This is a genomic window from Armatimonadota bacterium (genome assembly GCA_013314775.1).
Lineage (GTDB): Bacteria > Armatimonadota > Zipacnadia > Zipacnadales > JABUFB01 > JABUFB01.
In genome coordinates, this window is sequence record JABUFB010000006.1 from 33,079 (window position 1) to 49,428 (window position 16,350).

Annotated in this window: 12 protein-coding genes; 6 read left to right on the top strand and 6 right to left on the bottom strand. The window is 63.6% G+C overall.

What is annotated here, in order from left to right:
- Both HPY44_05815 and HPY44_05820 read left to right on the top strand, forming a co-directional pair.
- Complete coding sequence (locus tag HPY44_05815; GenBank protein ID NSW55509.1) at nt 1–819, top strand: class I SAM-dependent methyltransferase; 819 nt, start codon at nt 1–3, stop codon at nt 817–819.
- Nucleotides 820–841: 22 nt separating this feature from the next.
- A complete protein-coding gene (locus HPY44_05820; protein ID NSW55510.1) occupies nt 842–2,122 on the top strand; it encodes a M20/M25/M40 family metallo-hydrolase in 1,281 nt (426 codons plus the stop codon).
- 77 nt (nt 2,123–2,199) lie between these two features.
- Here the strand turns inward: HPY44_05820 and HPY44_05825 are convergent, their stop codons facing one another.
- The 3 genes from HPY44_05825 to HPY44_05835 form a co-directional block, all read right to left on the bottom strand.
- Nucleotides 2,200–2,841 carry a DUF1559 domain-containing protein gene (locus HPY44_05825; GenBank protein ID NSW55511.1) on the bottom strand — a complete coding sequence of 214 codons (642 nt, stop codon included), beginning with the start codon at nt 2,839–2,841 and terminating at the stop codon, nt 2,200–2,202.
- A 128-nt stretch (nt 2,842–2,969) separates the two neighbouring features.
- Nucleotides 2,970–4,304 carry a hypothetical protein gene (locus HPY44_05830; protein NSW55512.1) on the bottom strand — a complete coding sequence of 445 codons (1,335 nt, stop codon included), beginning with the start codon at nt 4,302–4,304 and terminating at the stop codon, nt 2,970–2,972.
- A 55-nt stretch (nt 4,305–4,359) separates the two neighbouring features.
- On the bottom strand, nt 4,360–5,322 hold the full coding sequence (locus tag HPY44_05835) for an ATP-dependent 6-phosphofructokinase (GenBank protein NSW55513.1): 963 nt from the start codon (nt 5,320–5,322) through the stop codon (nt 4,360–4,362).
- 480 nt (nt 5,323–5,802) lie between these two features.
- Here HPY44_05835 and HPY44_05840 point away from each other — a divergent pair, with 480 nt between their 5' ends.
- The 3 genes from HPY44_05840 to HPY44_05850 are packed head-to-tail and all read left to right on the top strand — an operon-like array spanning nt 5,803 to nt 7,830.
- Nucleotides 5,803–6,063, top strand: a complete 261-nt coding sequence (locus HPY44_05840) for an iron-only hydrogenase system regulator (protein NSW55514.1) — start codon at nt 5,803–5,805, stop codon at nt 6,061–6,063.
- A gap of 38 nt (nt 6,064–6,101) precedes the next feature.
- Complete coding sequence (gene hydG / locus HPY44_05845) at nt 6,102–7,580, top strand: [FeFe] hydrogenase H-cluster radical SAM maturase HydG (GenBank protein ID NSW55515.1); 1,479 nt, start codon at nt 6,102–6,104, stop codon at nt 7,578–7,580.
- Nucleotides 7,567–7,830 carry a hypothetical protein gene (locus HPY44_05850; protein ID NSW55516.1) on the top strand — a complete coding sequence of 88 codons (264 nt, stop codon included), beginning with the start codon at nt 7,567–7,569 and terminating at the stop codon, nt 7,828–7,830. The genes hydG and HPY44_05850 overlap by 14 nt, the downstream gene beginning before the upstream one ends.
- Nucleotides 7,831–7,911: 81 nt before the next feature.
- On the opposite strand, the gene HPY44_05855 is transcribed toward HPY44_05850, so the two are convergent.
- The 3 genes from HPY44_05855 to HPY44_05865 all read right to left on the bottom strand — a co-directional run bounded on the left by HPY44_05855 (nt 7,912) and on the right by HPY44_05865 (nt 13,121).
- A complete protein-coding gene (locus HPY44_05855) occupies nt 7,912–8,295 on the bottom strand; it encodes an OsmC family protein (protein ID NSW55517.1) in 384 nt (127 codons plus the stop codon).
- Nucleotides 8,296–8,521: 226 nt separating this feature from the next.
- Nucleotides 8,522–12,046 (bottom strand): DUF4091 domain-containing protein, encoded by a 3,525-nt coding sequence (locus HPY44_05860; protein NSW55518.1) that lies wholly within the window; start codon nt 12,044–12,046, stop codon nt 8,522–8,524.
- A gap of 34 nt (nt 12,047–12,080) precedes the next feature.
- Nucleotides 12,081–13,121 (bottom strand): Gfo/Idh/MocA family oxidoreductase, encoded by a 1,041-nt coding sequence (locus HPY44_05865; GenBank protein NSW55519.1) that lies wholly within the window; start codon nt 13,119–13,121, stop codon nt 12,081–12,083.
- Between the two features lie 425 nt (nt 13,122–13,546).
- Here HPY44_05865 and HPY44_05870 point away from each other — a divergent pair, with 425 nt between their 5' ends.
- Nucleotides 13,547–16,327: a tetratricopeptide repeat protein gene (locus HPY44_05870; GenBank protein NSW55520.1), complete on the top strand. Its 2,781-nt coding sequence runs from the start codon at nt 13,547–13,549 to the stop codon at nt 16,325–16,327.
- The last annotated feature ends 23 nt before the right edge of the window (nt 16,328–16,350 follow it).

Genomic DNA, 16,350 nt, shown 5'->3' on the forward strand with positions numbered 1-16,350 from the left:
ATGATCGACAGTTGCATGGTATGCGGCGGTACCAGTATGCGTTACTGGGACACCCACAAGGGTATCGATGTGTTCATCTGCGAGAGCTGTGGCCACGGGGTGTCCGACATGCCCCCGGGCCTTTCGGATGAAGCCGGGGAGATCTACGACGGCGAGTATTACACCGCGATGAGCTACGATCGGAAGTGGCGATTTCGAGTGGGTCGCGCTGCTCGCTGGATTCGTTACATGATGGAACTGCGGCGCCCACCGGGGCATTCTCTGGACATCGGCTGCTCCCTGGGTTACTACATGGCGGCAGCTCGGCGGCTTGGCTGGACCCCCCACGGCACCGATATATCCCAACACGCGCTCCAGGTGAGCCGGGAGCGTGGCATGGACGTCTTCTTCTCCACGCACCCGGACGAATTCCCGGAAGATCTGCCGCCGCTGGATATTGTCACCGCGGCGCAGGTGGTCGAACACTTCCCCGACCCCATCGACTACCTGAAAGCGCTCAAGGGCAGGATGGCGCCCGGGGGTCTGATCTACATTCAGATACCCAACTTCATGAAGCTCATCCGGCAGGGGCCTCAGACACCGTACGTGGGCCCACCCGAACACGTTCACTTCTTCACTCTCGACACGGCCCACGCAGTCCTGGAGAAGTCCGGTTGGGAGCTGGTCCGCCCGCCAGTCGTTCGCCCGTCCACTATCCGCTGGCGACTTTGGATGTGGATTCCGGAACTACTTTACGAGATGCCCCGAGAGATCTTCCGCGAGCCGTACACCCGCAACGGGAAGTTGTCCAACATGCACCTGTTCGCACGGGCCGTTTGAGGCCCGTGCCCAGGAGAGAGCCATGAACCAGGCCGAAACTGCGCTCATTGAAGCTGTGGCGGAAGATCGCGACCGCATCGTCGATCTATGCCGCAACCTTTGCCGAATCAACACCGTGAATCCCTACGCGGGCGATGCCAATGCATGCGGGGAGAAGCCCGGACAGGAGTTCCTCGCGCCAATCCTGGAAGGCCTGGGCGCCCGCGTCACCCTCTTCGACTGCCCCGATGATATCTACCCGCGCATGGGCGTCCTCGGTCCAGCGGAACGCAATTTCCGAGACAGGCCGAACCTCGTGGCCGAGTTCGACTTCGGTGGGCCCGGGCCAACCGTGATTATCAACGGACACATGGATACGGTTGGCGTCGATTCCATGTCCATCGATCCGCTGGCTGCGGAGGTGCGCGAGGGACGCATCTGGGGACGCGGCACCAGCGACTGCAAAGGTGGTATTACCACAGCCGTGAGCGCCCTGCGCTGCCTGGCAGAGTCCGGGGTGAATCTGCGGGGACGAGTGATCTTCGAGAGCGTGGTGGATGAAGAGTGTAATGGCAGCGGCGCGGGGACCCTTGCCTGCCTGGATGCCGGGTACGTCGGGGATGTGGCGGTGTTCGTGGACGGCAACGATGACGCGCTCACCCTCGGGTGCAGCGGGTGCCTTACGGCGGACCTGCATGTGGAGGGCCTCGAAGGCCACGCGGCATACGGCACCGGCGTCTCGGCCATCGAGAAAGCGCTCACGGTGAAAGCCGCGATCGACGAGTTCAAGCGCGACCGGGAGACTGCGCGGCCCGATGCCCGGGTGAATCTCGGCATCTTTCGCGCCGGCGTGCATCCCGCGGTTGTCCCGGGATCGGCGTATCTGTCACTAAACTGCGTCTATGAAGTCGATGAGGCTGCGCAGGCGCTGGAGCGCACGGGTGTCTGGGGCGCGGAGCCGATCCGCAAGAGTTTCGAAGCGCTTGTCCGAGCGGCCGAATCTGCTGACCCGTGGCTGGCCGAGCACCCCTCCCGCATCACCTGGGTCAAGGACCTGATCCCCTTCAGCGGCCCCGAGGACATGCCTCTGGCCGCCCGCGTTGAGACGGCTTACTCCGCCGTCACCGGCAGGCTCCCCGCGCGCCGGCACATGCTGGGCTGGAGCGACGCATCATACTATTCCGCGCTTGGCCGCATACCCACGGTCCTGTATGGCCCCGGCGTCACCGGCAAACCCCATTCACCAGACGAGTACGTGGAGATCGACAACCTGGTGCGCTGCACCCAGGTGCTGGCCCTGTTCCTGCTGAGAGAGCTTGACTGACAAAGGGGAACGCCCGGACAGGCGGGCGTCTGTCCGGGCGTTGGGGGAGGGTACGGCTTGCTGCGAACTGCCGGGGGCTATCCCGTGTACCACTCGCGGGGGTAACTGGAGGACCGGGTGAGTGGCTTCACGTGGCCGTCAGCCCACAGCACGTTGCACGTATCGTTGTGCCGCCACCATTCCTTGCGCTGCGCTTCGTTCGGGTACTGGGTGAGGTTGGTGGTCTGACCGGCAGCCGGGCAGAGGGTATCACCATTGTCGTCGAGCCTCGTCTCGCCTGCGTCATGGGCCAGGACAAACTCGGCGGGCTTCTCCACACTCCACATCCGCAGCCGATTGCCCTCAGCGTAGGAGTTCAGACCGTATCCGTAGTTTGCCTGAATAGTCTTGGAGCTCGGGCAGCGCCAGATCTGCTGGTTTTTCGCGTACGGCTCATAGTAGTGTCCCCAGTACCATCCACAGCCGGCCGCACCGGTCGTCCACGAGTTCCCGTTGGCGCGCGCCTGTGGGTGCGAGGCGCTGCATGGGTGGTTGTAGCCGTCGTAGTCATTCTGGTACATGGACATCGCAAGGCCGATCTGCTTCAGATTGCTCTGGCACGAGGCCTGCTGCGCCTTCTCGCGAGCCTGCGCGAAGACCGGAAAGAGAATTGCGGCGAGTATCGCGATGATCGCGATGACAACCAGCAGTTCGATCAGGGTGAAGCCGTCTCTGCGCATTCGAGTGTCTCCCTTACTGCACTTGACGTTGTGCTGCACGACCAGGAAGTTACACGCGAAGTGTTAAGCGGGGCTTATGCCGGGGATAAGGGCGCGTGAGGGGGCAGCTAAGAGACGATGAACGCCGGTCAGTCCGCCCCTTCGGGTTCGGCGAGGAAGACCTCGCGTGGCTCCGCCATTTTCAGGGCGACCCCAAGAGCGACCAGCGAGACGACGGTCGCGAAGCCGAACAGGGGCAGGTAACCTGTCTGCGGCGCCAGCCAGCCCACCCCGAGAGGCAGCAAGCTCAGGGGCAGGAGGAAGGCGTTGCCAAAACCGATATACGACGGGCGCTTCGCGGCGGGGGCGATATCCAGCAGGTAGTTGAACTCCCCGGTCTCTCGGCCGGAGGTGATCAGCCCGAAACCGCAGAACACGGCGCCGAGAAGGAAGATCTCCGCCCGGCTCGCGGGGATGCCGGGTCTTGCCGCGTAATCCAGCCACGCACACGCCGAGGCCAGCGCGAAAGTGGCGAAGTTGACAACCGTGGTCGTCACGATCACCGCTCGGTTGCCCAACCGGTCGCTGATCCTCCCGAAAACCACCGAGGAGAGCATCTCGCTCACCAGTTTCACGCTGAGGAACAGGGCTGCCCACTGATCCGCGAGGTCCAGCGCCACCTTCCCGAAGGCGATGAAGAACGCCGGGAAGGCCTGTGTGATGCCCATAGTCAGGCGCAGCCACTGAAGCCGCTGGTAGAGCGGATCGCGCTGGAAGACCCGGATTCCCCTGGCGAAATGGTGGCGCAGCGTGAGCGTCCGGCGCGCCGCGTGAGCCTTCGGCTCTTGGGTGAGGGAAAACGTTCCCCAGGCGATGGCGAAGAAGACAATGCTGGTCAGATACAGCGCGCCGTAGTTCGCCGGGAACTGAAGCGGGGACCTTGGCCCGAGATAGTGATTGACCAGCGGCGTGGCGATGAGAAGCGCCAGGATCATCCCCAGGAACTTGCGCCCGGTCATGAGGCTCCCGCGCCGGCTGCTGGGTACCGAACGCGCTGTGACGTCCATCCACGCCAGTTCCGCAACCCCGTTGAGCAGCATCCACAGGAATAGCCCGGACAGGAAGGCCAGCAGCACGAGTTGCGGGTCTCGATCGACGCCGAGGAAAAGCGCGGCTGCGCACAACCCCATGGCCAGAACCCGACCGATCGAGCCGGACATGTAAAGCGGCATCTTGTGCGGAACGGCATCCATCATCCGCGACATCAGCAATTGGGTGGACACGCGTCCCAGGTCCTGAACCGCCTGCACCAGCCCGACCGCCCATTCGGCCCCCGCAAGTCTGAGCACGAGCAGGGGCAGAACCGTGCCCGCGTCCGATGTGCGCATGGCCACGGCCGAAAAGGCGCCATTGATGACGTTCAGGATGAAATTGCGCCGCTGCAGGGGAACGGCGATGTCGGTGCGATGTTTCGACTCGGCCAAAATAATCTCACAGTCTCGTGTGATTCGCGGTCTTTGCTCCGTGGTCGGGCTGCCCTCACCGGCTCAGGCGTTGAATGAGCTGAGCGTCGGATTTGTCAGCGGCAGTGGCCTTCCCCACCTCGGTGAGAGGAGTGGTCGCCGGCTTGCCGGCAATCTCCCCCACCACGACGCCGCCTGTGCCTTCGGATATGAGTTGCACGGCATATGCCCCCAGACGGGACGCCAGGATCCGGTCGCGGGCAGTCGGCGCACCCCCGCGCTGGATATGCCCGAGAATGCAGGTGCGGAACTTCAGGTCACTTAGCTCCTGCAGGCGCTGTTTGAGCCCCTCCGCGCCGCCGAGCTCGTCGCCCTCGGCGCAAACGATGATGCTGCTCGCACGGCCCGCCGATTTACCCGCATTGAGTCGCTCGGCCAGTGCGCGATAATCGGTGGGCGTCTCGGGAATGCACACTTCCTCAGCCCCGCCGGCCAGGGCAGCCGCCAGGGCAATTGCCCCTGACCCGCGCCCCATGACCTCCACGATGAAAGTGCGCTCGTACGACTCAGCGGTGTCTCGGATGCGGTCGATGGCCTCCAGGGCGGTGTTCACGGCGGTGTCGAAGCCGATGGCGTAGTCGGAGCCGGTGGCGTCATTATCCACCGTGCCCGGGATGCCAATGCACAGTCCATCCCACAGGGCGCTCAGTTCACGCAAGCCCCGGAAGGTCCCGTCGCCGCCGATTGCCACGAGCCCGGCGACCCCGAAGCTGCGCAGTGTCTCGGCAGCTCTTGTGAGACCCTCAGCCGTCTCGAACAGGTCGCAACGACCGGCGCCGAGAACCGTGCCCCCGCGCTGGATCGTGTTGGAGACCAAGTTGTGGCTGAGCGGGATGAGTTCGCCGGACACCAGGCCATTGTAGCCGTAGCGAGAGCCCAATGCCTCCCAGCCGCGGTTCAGGGTGCAGCGTACAACGGCCCGGATGCAGGCGTTCATGCCCGGAGCATCGCCGCCGCTTGTGAGGACCGCGATTTTCATCCGCCTTCTCCTCCATATCCGCGCGGGCCGGTTCTGCCCGTCTTCAGACAGCGGGTGGATTGTACCACGCCCACCGATGGGCGCAAGGCCTGGAAGTGTGCAGGCAGACTCGCGCAACGCCTGCCTCACCCCTCGCTGCCCCGCTCCTTCTCGGCATCCGCGGGCGATGGCATTGCTCAGGATGAAGGGGAGGAACGGCTGTCGGGCGAGACGCCCGATTCATGCGACAGGGACTTTGTGAAGAAATGCACTTGCTTTTTTCCCCGTCGATATATAGACTCATTAGTGTCCGGCGGGCGAGCGTCACAAGCGCTTTCCGCGCTGGACATCACAACTCACGGAGTCCCGCCCGCAGCCAGGGGAAACCCGCAGCCAGGGAGAGACGCCACCGCTGCTCACGCAACGACCAGCGCTGACCCACCGGCGCTGTGTGGCCGTCTCCCCCTCTCGGGAGGCGGCTTTCGCGTTCTGAGGGAGCGCATGAGCAAGCGAGTCGGCGTCATTGTCTGCATTATTGAGGATCCGGAGCAGCACTCCGACCTGTTCAACGCTGCCCTCCACGGCTTCACTCACCTCATCCGAGGGCGCATGGGCTGCCCCTTCCACGAGCACGGCATCGGCGTGGTTTCTCTCACAGTGGTTGCCACAGTAGACGAGATCAATGAGCTTACCGGGCGGCTTGGCAATGTGCCGGGCGTGCAGGCCAAGACCGCCATCAGCAGGCGTGAGATCGACGATTGACGGGTCGGCCGCAAGGCCGGGAAAGGGATGCATTGAGCATGGCGACCGCGGAACTTCCTCCCAGGCTGCAACAGTGGGTGGACGGAGTCATCAAGCCGGAACAGATCGAACGCTACCTTGACAACGGCAAGTGCTTCATCGACGAGGCCGCCATCTGGCGGACCCTCGAAGAGAACCGTAATCCAGATGAGAAACGCATTCGCGACATCATGGACAAGTCGCTGGCGATCCAGCGGCTGGACCCGGATGAACTCGCCGCGCTCCTGCACTGCAACGATGAGGACCTCTGGCAGGAGATCTACGCCACCGGCCTGGAGATCAAGCGCAAGGTGTACGGCCGGCGCATCGTTTTCTTCGCGCCGCTCTACGTGGCCAATCTCTGCGTCAACAATTGCGCCTACTGCGGCCTGAGGCGGGAGAACAGCGCCATCGTCCGCCAGCGCCTGAACATGGACCAACTGCGGGCCGAAGTGCGGGCTTTGGTGAGCAAGGGCCATAAGCGGCTTATCATGGTCTACGGCGAACATCCCAGCACCGATGCGGACTACATCGCCGAGACCATCAGGGTTGCTTACGAAACCAAGGTCGGCAATGGCGAGATCCGGCGGGTCAATGTGAACGCCGCGCCATTGAGCATCGAGGATTTTCGCAAGCTGCACGAGGTGGGAATCGGCACCTACCAGGTGTTCCAGGAGACCTACCACCGGCCCACGTACGAGAAGCTGCACCCCGCCGGGACGCTCAAAGGCCACTACCTGTGGCGCCTGTATGCCTTGCACCGCGCCCAGGAGGCAGGCATCGACGACGTGGCCATCGGCGCTCTGTTCGGCCTGTATGACCATCGCTTCGAGGCCATGGGCCTGCTTGCGCACACGATTGATCTCGAAAAGCACTTCAACGGCGTGGGTCCGCATACCATCAGCTTCCCGCGCATTGAGCCCGCGGTCAACACGCCGTATCTCGAGAACCCCGAGTACAAGGTGCCTGACGACCAGTTCAAGAAGATCGTCGCTGCGCTGCGCCTCGCAGTGCCATATACCGGGATGATCCTTACCTGCCGTGAGACTCCGGAAATGCGGCGCGATGTCATCAACGTGGGCATTACCCAGATCGACGCCGGGTCGAATATCACCATTGGCGGGTACCAGGAGGAACAAGCGCGCGGGGAAAAACAGCAATTCATGCTCTCCGACAGCCGCTCACTGGATGAGGTAGTGCGAGAACTGGCCGAGCAGGGCATGATCACCTCCTTCTGCACCGCAGGCTATCGCTGCGGACGCACCGGCGAGTACTTCATGAAGATCGCCAAGGCCGGCAAGGCTCACTGCCAGTGCATGCCCAATGCGATCCTGACCTTCAAGGAGTACCTGCTGGATTACGCCTCGCCCGAGACTCGCGCGGTGGGCGAGCCGCTGATCGAGAAAGAGATCGAGCAGTTGCCTATCGAGGAGCTGCGCCGGTTCGTCCGCGACGCCATCGCCCGTATTGAGGCCGGAGAACGCGATGTCTACGTCTGATGACCTGAGGTCCGCGCTGGAGACCGAGGTCGAGCGGTTCCGGACCATGTACCCGAACAGCACCGTGCGCTTCGCGGAAGTCCTGGGCAAGCGGGTCTCCCACGTGGCCGGACCCACCGATGATCTCCTGGTGGGTGAGTTGCGGTATCCCGTGAACGACCGGCTGGTGATGTTCGTCACAAACGGAGACGGGCTGACGGAAGACGACCTGAGACGCTTCGCGGTGCAGGTGGCGTGGGTGGTCAGCTGACGGCAGTACGGCTGTGATGATACCCAAGGGGCAGTCACCGGGCCAAGCAGGTGGCTGCCCCTGTTGATCTGCGGACCGAGTTCAGCCCTTGACGATCTCCCACTTCACCTCAATCTTCGCCACCGCGCGCAGCATCGCCTGGGCCGAGCAATAGGTCTCGCTGGACAGATCAATCGCCCGCTTCAGCTTGCTCTCCTCAATGTCCCCGGAGACCACGTGGGTGATGGTGATGTCGGTGTACACCTTGGGGTCCTCGTCGCGGCGGATGCCCTCCACCTTCACCTGGTACCCGGTGACGTTCTGGCGCATCTTGCGCAGGAATGAGATGACATCCATCCCTGTGCAGCCTGCCAGGGCGATGAGCATGACGTGCATCGGCCTTGGTCCGAGATTCTGCCCGCCATGGTCTTCGCTAGCATCGAGGACAATGGTGTGCCCGGTGGGCAGTGCGGCATCAAAGGCCATGCCTGCGAGGTCCTTCAGGTTGAGCTCAACTGCCACGGATTCGGGCATGTGATGGCCTCCCTGGTGAGGTTGGTCTGCGGTAGAAGGCGGTGGTCGCCGCGCGCCCAATGCGCTGATCGAATGTAGGAGCGGGCTTGCCCGCGAATGCCTTCCTTCGGAACGCCAACGACGTTGCAGGCAAACCCGCTCCCGCAATGTAACGCGACGCGGGATGGAGTCCTCTCCCCTACTTCAGCCTCTCGATCGCCTCCGCGACTGCTTCCCGAATGTCATACAGCTTCTGCGGTTCAGGCAGGATCTTTGTCGAATATCGGCCGCCGGCGTTGGGGATTTCCACCAGCGTTGACGCAAGCTCCAGCGCCGCCTCACCCGCACTCACGTCTTTCCCCGCTGCCTTGCCCTTCGCCACCAGGTCCCGCAGCAGGTACAGGTACTCGTAATCCTCGACGCCCTCGCGGGCCTGGGCAAGACGCACCGAACTCACGGGTCCCGGATGGCCGATCAAGCTGCCCGGGTACGCCAGGAAGCCGTCGCCGTTGGGGTACCGCACCCAGGTGTATTCGCCCGGCTCGCCGCTCTGGTGGATGTACCGGTGCCAGCCGTATTGGTACGGGTTGTAAGTGAGCCAGTCGATGCCCCAGAACTCGTAGGCATCGGCGCCATACTTGAAGCAGTAGTGGGGCAGGAGGCGCTCCACGGCGCAGTACGGGGTGTCGGTGCACATCTGCCCGTCGGTGGTCCACCAGATGGTGTCCCCGGCCTCCTTACGCTCCTTGATCACATCCACCGGCACGCACCCATAGTGCCCAATTCCCCACACGTCCAGGTACCCGTTCCAGGCCGGGATGTGCCGCCAAGTGCTGCAGTAGATGGGGATCGCCGGATCGACCTCGTGGATCATGTCGCACAGGGCCTGCATTTGTTTGATGATGTGCTCGTGATGGTCAAAAGGCTCGTCCGAGATGTAAAGGGTGAACTTGTCGTCCCAGCCCTTTTCCTTGATGTGGGTCCAGAAGGCGCCCAGGCAGGCCTGGTAGGCGGTCTTGAACTCCGGACGCAGGACGGCGCGGTCCACATCTTGATACGGGTACTCGCCAGGATAGGGGGCCTCGCCGAATTTCTCGCCGGGGGGGTGGCCCCAGCCGAAGCAGTAGAAGTACCACGGGGTGTAGCTGTGTTTCATACCAAGCTCGTTGAAGAAGACCTCGGCTGCTCGGTCGAAGTCTTCGAAATCCGCGATCACCTGGCCGTTTTCGTACCGGATGCTGGGCGCGGGGTAGACCTGATGCGGGTTGGTCCGGTGGTCCGCCATGAACCGCCAGAATTGCTCCAGGGTCTCCTGCCGCGTTTGACCCGGGACCTGCCACCAGCCCTCGTTCTGGCGCACGTCGTAGATAGCCTTGACGTGGTTTTCACGGGGAAGCGTGAAGTCCCACACGTGCACGGTGAAAGGCACCCGGGCATCCAGACCCTCGGCCCGGAAGCGCACGGAACCGGAATAGTCGCCGGGCGCGGCGTTTTCAGGAACCGAAACCGTCACCCACACCGGCTGCGTGGTGTTTTCCGGCAGGTCGAAGGTATTAGTGGGCAAGAGCGGGTCGGGCCACATGCCAGGCCAGCCGTCGCAGGCGCCGGGTGATTTGGGGTACTTCCGATGCCAGGAAGGGCTGTCGGTGGAGTAGTAATTGGTCTTGTGGTCGATGGGCACGAACCCGACCACGTTGATCTCCACGTCATCCAGCCGGGCACCGGCGGCGTTTACCGGCGCGACAACGCTTGCCTTCACGCCGGTCAGGTCTCGCGGGCTGCGCAGGGCAAGCTGGAGGGGTTCCTTCTCATTGCGGGCACAGGAAATCACCGTTGCGGGCGCCTCGCGCGGAGGGATGTCGTCCGGGAAGACCTTGACCACCGCGTTCACCGGCCAGACGGCGAGCTCGGCCAGAGCCTCCGTCTGTGCGCCTTCTATGGGACCCACCGTGCCCTCCACGGCTTCCGCCAGCACGATGCCGTCGTGCCAGACGGTGCCCGATGCGTTCATGGTGAGATGAACCTGGAAGGTGGCGATGTCCTCGGGCATCTCAAACAGCCCGGCCATGAGCGTCCAGTCCTTGGTTCCGGACAGCGCTGGGCCGATGCTGGTGAACTTCCGACTCTCGCAAAGCTCGCCGTCAGCATTGCGGTAATGAGCATGGATCTGGGCGCTGGGGCTGACGTCTTCAGTCTTCAGCCAGCCGGAGAGGAAGTAGCTCTTGAAGGGCTGCACAGGCACATTCTGCCGCCAGCCGGTCCAGGAACGGGTGGATCCTTCCGGGATGCTCATTCGCACGGCCCGGGAGCCGAACAGGCCACCCTCCACCACAGCCATCTCGGTGCCGTCTGATTGCACTCCCTCCGCGCCGCCGGGCCAGCCGTCAGGAAGCTGCCCAGGCTCCTCGAAACTCGGGTTCCGCACCAGGTTGCGGTCGCTGGCGAGCAGTCCCGCATAGTCAGATGTCTCAGCGGCTTTGATCGCCGGGTCGCTGGAGAAGTAAACATAGAAGGTCTTGATCGTCTTCGCCGGGATAGAGCCTTCAAACAGCAGACGATCGGAGACTTCATAGTGCGGCACCAGTTTGCCCGCGTCGGTGACGCGCACCGAGGCGAAGTTCATCATGCCGCGCATGCGGGCGGCGATGATCGAGGTGTCCACGAACACGAGGGGCTGTTCCAGCGCCTGATCCGCCGGGTTGAAGACGCGAACCGGCACCCGGCAGTCCCAGCGCAGATTGTCGCCGGGGTTGTCGTCGAACCACGGGGCATCCTGGCCAATCTCGGTTACATCGAGCGCTTCCCGTCTGCACTCGGTCACGCGGACGCGCACCTCGGCCACGGTCTCCAGGGTCACGTCATCGAACCACGCGGTTCCGGTCCCCCGCAGGACGGTGCCAAGGTCGGCGCGGTTGGCATTCTCTGGCGCGACGAACTCCGCGGTGACCTGCTTCCAGTCATAGGTGCCCTCGCCGCCGTAGAGCATGGGCGAGATGATCATATAGTTCTGCTCATTGCCCACGTGGATGTACCAGCCCGCATTTCCTTTGACGTTCTCGGCCTTCACCCAGGCGGTCATGCGGTACCGAGCCCCGCCGACGATGTGGATGCCGCCCTGCCGGGTGGCGATCCAGGTGGGTTCGGCACCCTCGGCAACTACGGTCTTCAGGCACTTCTTGCCGGATCGCGGGTTCTCGGATACCCACATGGCCTCGTGCTTCTCATCCCCTGCGTCGTGGTTCCAGCCGTCCGGTGCCACACCCGTGCCTTCCTCCATGCCGCCGTTGCGCACACCGAGGGATGCCTGGAGGAAGTCGGGCACACCCCAGGCAGCGGGGTTGTCGAAGTAGACATAGTACAGGGCTTCCGCACCCGCCGCGCATTCGGCGGGAATCACCAGTGTACTGCCCTCGGGGATTGGGCCGGTCAGTACCGGTGCGCCCGTGGGGGAAATGACGTCGAACAGCATCTCCTGCCCCTGCTGGTTGCAGACCCGCAATGCCTCGGCACGCCGGCCCGCGATATCCGCCTGGGTTGCGCCGGAGCCGACCGCCACGTTCACCGGTTCGCCCGCGGCTTCGTGGTCCATGTCATTGCGGATAGTGATGACGATGCGCTGTTTCCAGTACCCGCCATTGCCAAGGTAGAGCGGGTGATGCCAGTCCGCGCAGAACGCGGGCAGCGCAAGCGCCGGCAGTAGTGTGCACAACCAGATGGATCTCATCGTGGAACGCCTCCAGAATCGCCGGTCTTTCCGGCTAGACATGCCATACATAGAGCTCGCGGTTCTCCAGCGGCAGATCAACCCATGCCCCGCCTTGGCGGTGACTTTCGGCAGTTGCGAAGCAGATCTCCGTGGAGTGGTGAGCGACCTCAATGTTGTTCAGCGTTTCACGCCCCGTCTCATACGCGTCCACCAGGTCCTCCAGGCACGCCACCGTCGCGCTGACCTGCACAGGAATCTCCATCACTTCAGGCAGGTAGCGGGGCCACTTGAGCGGCGGATTCTCGGGTCTACGGATCACGAAGTCCATGCCGTTATTGAGACATTCGATGATCCCCGCGCTGCCGATTATCTCCACATCATAGTTCCCGAAGGGCACTTGCCAGGCCTGCGCGCCGCCCTCGAATTCAACCCGGTACACCGCGCCGGGGTCGTGATCAAGACGGTTGCCCACGAACTCGGTGCCCCGGGGAAGCTCCCCCCAGACCCTGAGCGCCTTCGGGTCACCCAGCATGAACATGGCGAAATCCACCGCGTGGATATTGCTGTGCAGCAGGCTACCGCCGGATTTCTGAATGACCGCCCGGGGTTCGCCGATGATGCCATCAGCGATCATGGCCCGCACCTTCTGGTAGTGGTCGCCGAAGCGGCGCAACACTCCGGTGTTGAAGACCGTGCCATTGCGGAGGATGGCATCGCGCACCGCATCCGCTTCCAACATGGAGCAGGCCATCGCCTTCTCCAGATACATCATGGGCACGCCGGCATCAGCGCAGGCCACTGCAAGCTCAGCGTGGTTTTCGCCGCGGGTGCAAATGGCCACCATGTCCGGGCGCTCCTGCTCGATCATCCGCAGGAAGTCCTCGTACAGGGCCGAGCAGCCCCAGCGCTGTCTGCAGGCCTCGCGCTTCGTGGGGTCCAGGTCGGCGCCGCAGGCGAACTCCAGCCGCGGACTCTCTGCGCAGGCTCCTGCAATGCTGTACGGGAGCCGGAATGCCTCGTACCCGACCACTTCGTCACATATGGTGCAGCCCATCCGCCCTAACCCGATGATCCCGACGCGGTATGTTCGCACAGCGCCCTCCGAGGGAACTCTTAGAGACTGTTTGGAGGATTTCGCCGGCGAACCGGGAAAGACCTCGCAGCATTGGCGCCAACCGGCACATTCCTCGGCATACCGAGAGAGTAGCTGATGCGCGCACCCGAGGTGCCCGTGGAGACGCGGCACGGACCTTCAACGGTGCTCTGACCGCAGTGTCATCGGTGCGCGAAAGTCGGGTGCTGCAGGTGACGAGCCCGGCATGACTGGTGCTAATATGCTGAATCTCGGTCTTTGGGTTGATTCCTTGCGCGGATTTGCAGTAAACTGCACGGTGAGTTGGCGATGCATCCCCTTCGGCGTTCAGAAGGGGCTGTTGTAGTGGGTCCAATACGAGCTAATCGTCGCAGCACATGAACACAGCAACCATCGATGTCCGGCATTCATCGGGAGGGAACTGTATGCGTTCTCCTTCGCGGCCTGCCCCTGTGCGGCCAGTCATTACAGCCGTTGTGTGTTGCCTGGTGCTGTTCGTGATGGCGTATCCGGGAGCGGCGGAAAGCTCGGTGAATCTGCCGGGCAAGAACCTGGGCTGGCCTTTCGGACAGCCTTCGTACACAGTGCCGGATAGCTACCATTCCCACTTCGCGCTGGGGCAGGAGCTTATGCAGTCCGGTGACCTGGACGGGGCGGCGCGCGAATTCCTCGAATGCATCCGCTTGTTCGAGCCGTATGTTGCTCAGCGAGAGCGACAGGGAGACTACCAGGATACGCTCATGATGGAGGTGTATTTCCGGCCGCTGGCCACCGCCTGCCTCAACCTGGGGCACGCGCTGCGCAGCATGGACCGGCTGGACACCGCCATCGAGCTTTTCACTGGCGCGGCCGATCTCGCCCCGGGATTTGTGCCGGCCCAGGAAGCCCTGGGCCGAGCGCTCATCGAGAAGGGCCAGATCATGCGGGCGAAGGCCGCGGGCGAGACCAAGCTCCTCCACCTGCCAAAGCCCACGGAGAAGGAGCTCAACCTGTATCGCTCGGCAATCGCCCACCTCTACGTTGCCATGCAGCTGGAACCGGACAACGCCGGTGTTCGCGTGGCCCTGAGCGAAGGCCTGCGGCACTGGGGAGTGCTGGACGGCGCTCTGACCCACGCGCGCCGCGCGGTGGCGATCGCTCCGACCGATGCGAATGCCCAGTACGCGCTCGGTCTGGCATACGCGGCTCTTGGGCAGTCCCAGGCGGCCGCCGACGCTTACCGCCAGGCACTCAAGGTCTCGCTCTCACAGCCCGCTGCGTTTCAGGCCAAGGTCCAGAACAGCCTTGCACAGGCGCTGTCGGCCTCGGGCAACTTCGACGATGCAGTTGCGGCTTACAAGAAGGCCGTCAGCCTTGACCCCCAGAGCGCGGTCTATCAGAACAACCTCGGCGCCGCTCTCCGCGTTGTCGGCAAGTCGCAGGAGTCCACGACCCCGCTGGCTGAAGCCACAGTGCTCGACCCCGGTGGCGGCGTGTACCACGCGAACCTCGCTGCGGCCGCCATGGATATCGGGCAGATCAACGAGGCGATCCAGTCATATCGCAAGGTGCTTCGCCTCGACGCCTCCGATCCGAAGATCCATCACCAGATCGGCAATGCCCTGCGGCAGCGTGGCCAGCTGACCAACGCCATCAACACCTGTGCGGCCCTCAGGAACATGGAGATCACCGACGACACGGTGGAAGGCGCACTTGCGCTCATCGCCGTGCATTACCTGTCCGGGCATCGCCTGTCGCTGGTTGACGCCATGGACCCGCGCGCCTATGACGTCATCCCGCGGCTTGTCTTCTCCCCGGATCGCTGGGCGGCCATGAAAGCGGAACTGCGCAGGCAGTGGATGAACCTGGAAGAGCGGCCGCTGTACGGCACGACGCGTCTGGCACTTCAGCGCATGATTCTTGACTTCGACGCGGTCGAGCCCGTTCTTGTCCCGCTTCTCATGCGGTTCACCCAGGTCATCGAGATCAACGCGGCAGGTCTGAACGCCTCCGTACCTCTTGAACTGCCCGAGAAACTGGCAAGCATGGCGGCCAAGGACAGCGCGCTGGCCGCCTCGATCCACTCCCTGAGCCCCGAGAGTCGCTGCGCGATTGTCGGCGTTTCCCAGGTGCTGCGTCAGCTCGGAGACAGCCGCGAGGCGATCGCCGAACTCAGCTGGGCAAGCCGGCTGGATCCCAAGAATGCCTACGTGCTGGTGGACTGGGGCCTCGCCCTCATGGACGCCGGGGACAATGTCCAGGCTCTGGCCAAGTTCCGGCAGGCTGCCCGGTTGGCCCCGGACATGCCACAGGCGCACTTCAACGGCGGCGTGGCTCTCGGCCGCATGGGCCAGGTAGCTCAGGCGGTTGATGCCTGGCAGCGCGCCATGGATATGGGGATGAATGACCCGCAGATCTACAACTTCATGGGCATCGCGCGGCTCCAGGAAACCGAACTGGACTACGCCTTCTCCATGTTCCGCCGTGCGGCTCAGCTTGATCCCGGCTATGCGCCTTCTCAGTACTACTTGGGCATCGCCTCGGCGCTTCAGCTCTCCGCTTCACCCATCACCAGCGCGGTTCTCGACGAAGCACGTCTGGCCACCCGCATCGGGAAAGGGCACTATCGCGTCCGCGGCGAGTTCATCAAGAGCGATGCTTTCGCTAATGCGATGCAGTTGATTACCCGCGCCGACAGCATCGATCCTGATCGCAAGGTGGACTACTACGCCACCGGCGTGGTGCTCGCGCTGCATGACCCAGCCCTGTCCGACAACCAAGGCGTAGACATCGTCCACCTTCCGACGCGTGTGCGTGGGCTGGAGCTCGGATGGACAGAGGTCACCAACAACGTGGCGGTCTGCAGCGCTCTGAACGGCGACCTTGACAAGGCGGAAGCTCTGCTGCGCATTGCCGTGGAGGACGAACCAGACTGCGCGGTCGCTCACTGGAACCTGGGCCGTGTGCTGATGGCGAAGAAGCTCGAGGGCGAGGGGCTGCAGGAATTGGACACGGCGGCTCGCCTCGCACGCACCCAGGGCCTGCCCTACGAGTTCCAGATCGCTCCGGTCATGCCCGCGCCGGCGCCGACGCCCGCGGCTCCAGCCGGCGGCATCACCACCCCCGAGGGCGCTGAGGCCGCTGCCGCCACCGGCTCGAAAGCATGTGGCGGCTGGACGCCCATGGACGGCCTGCTCGAAGCCTTCCGGGCCAAAGCCTACTTCTAGACCCGGTTAGTCCCCTTGAACTG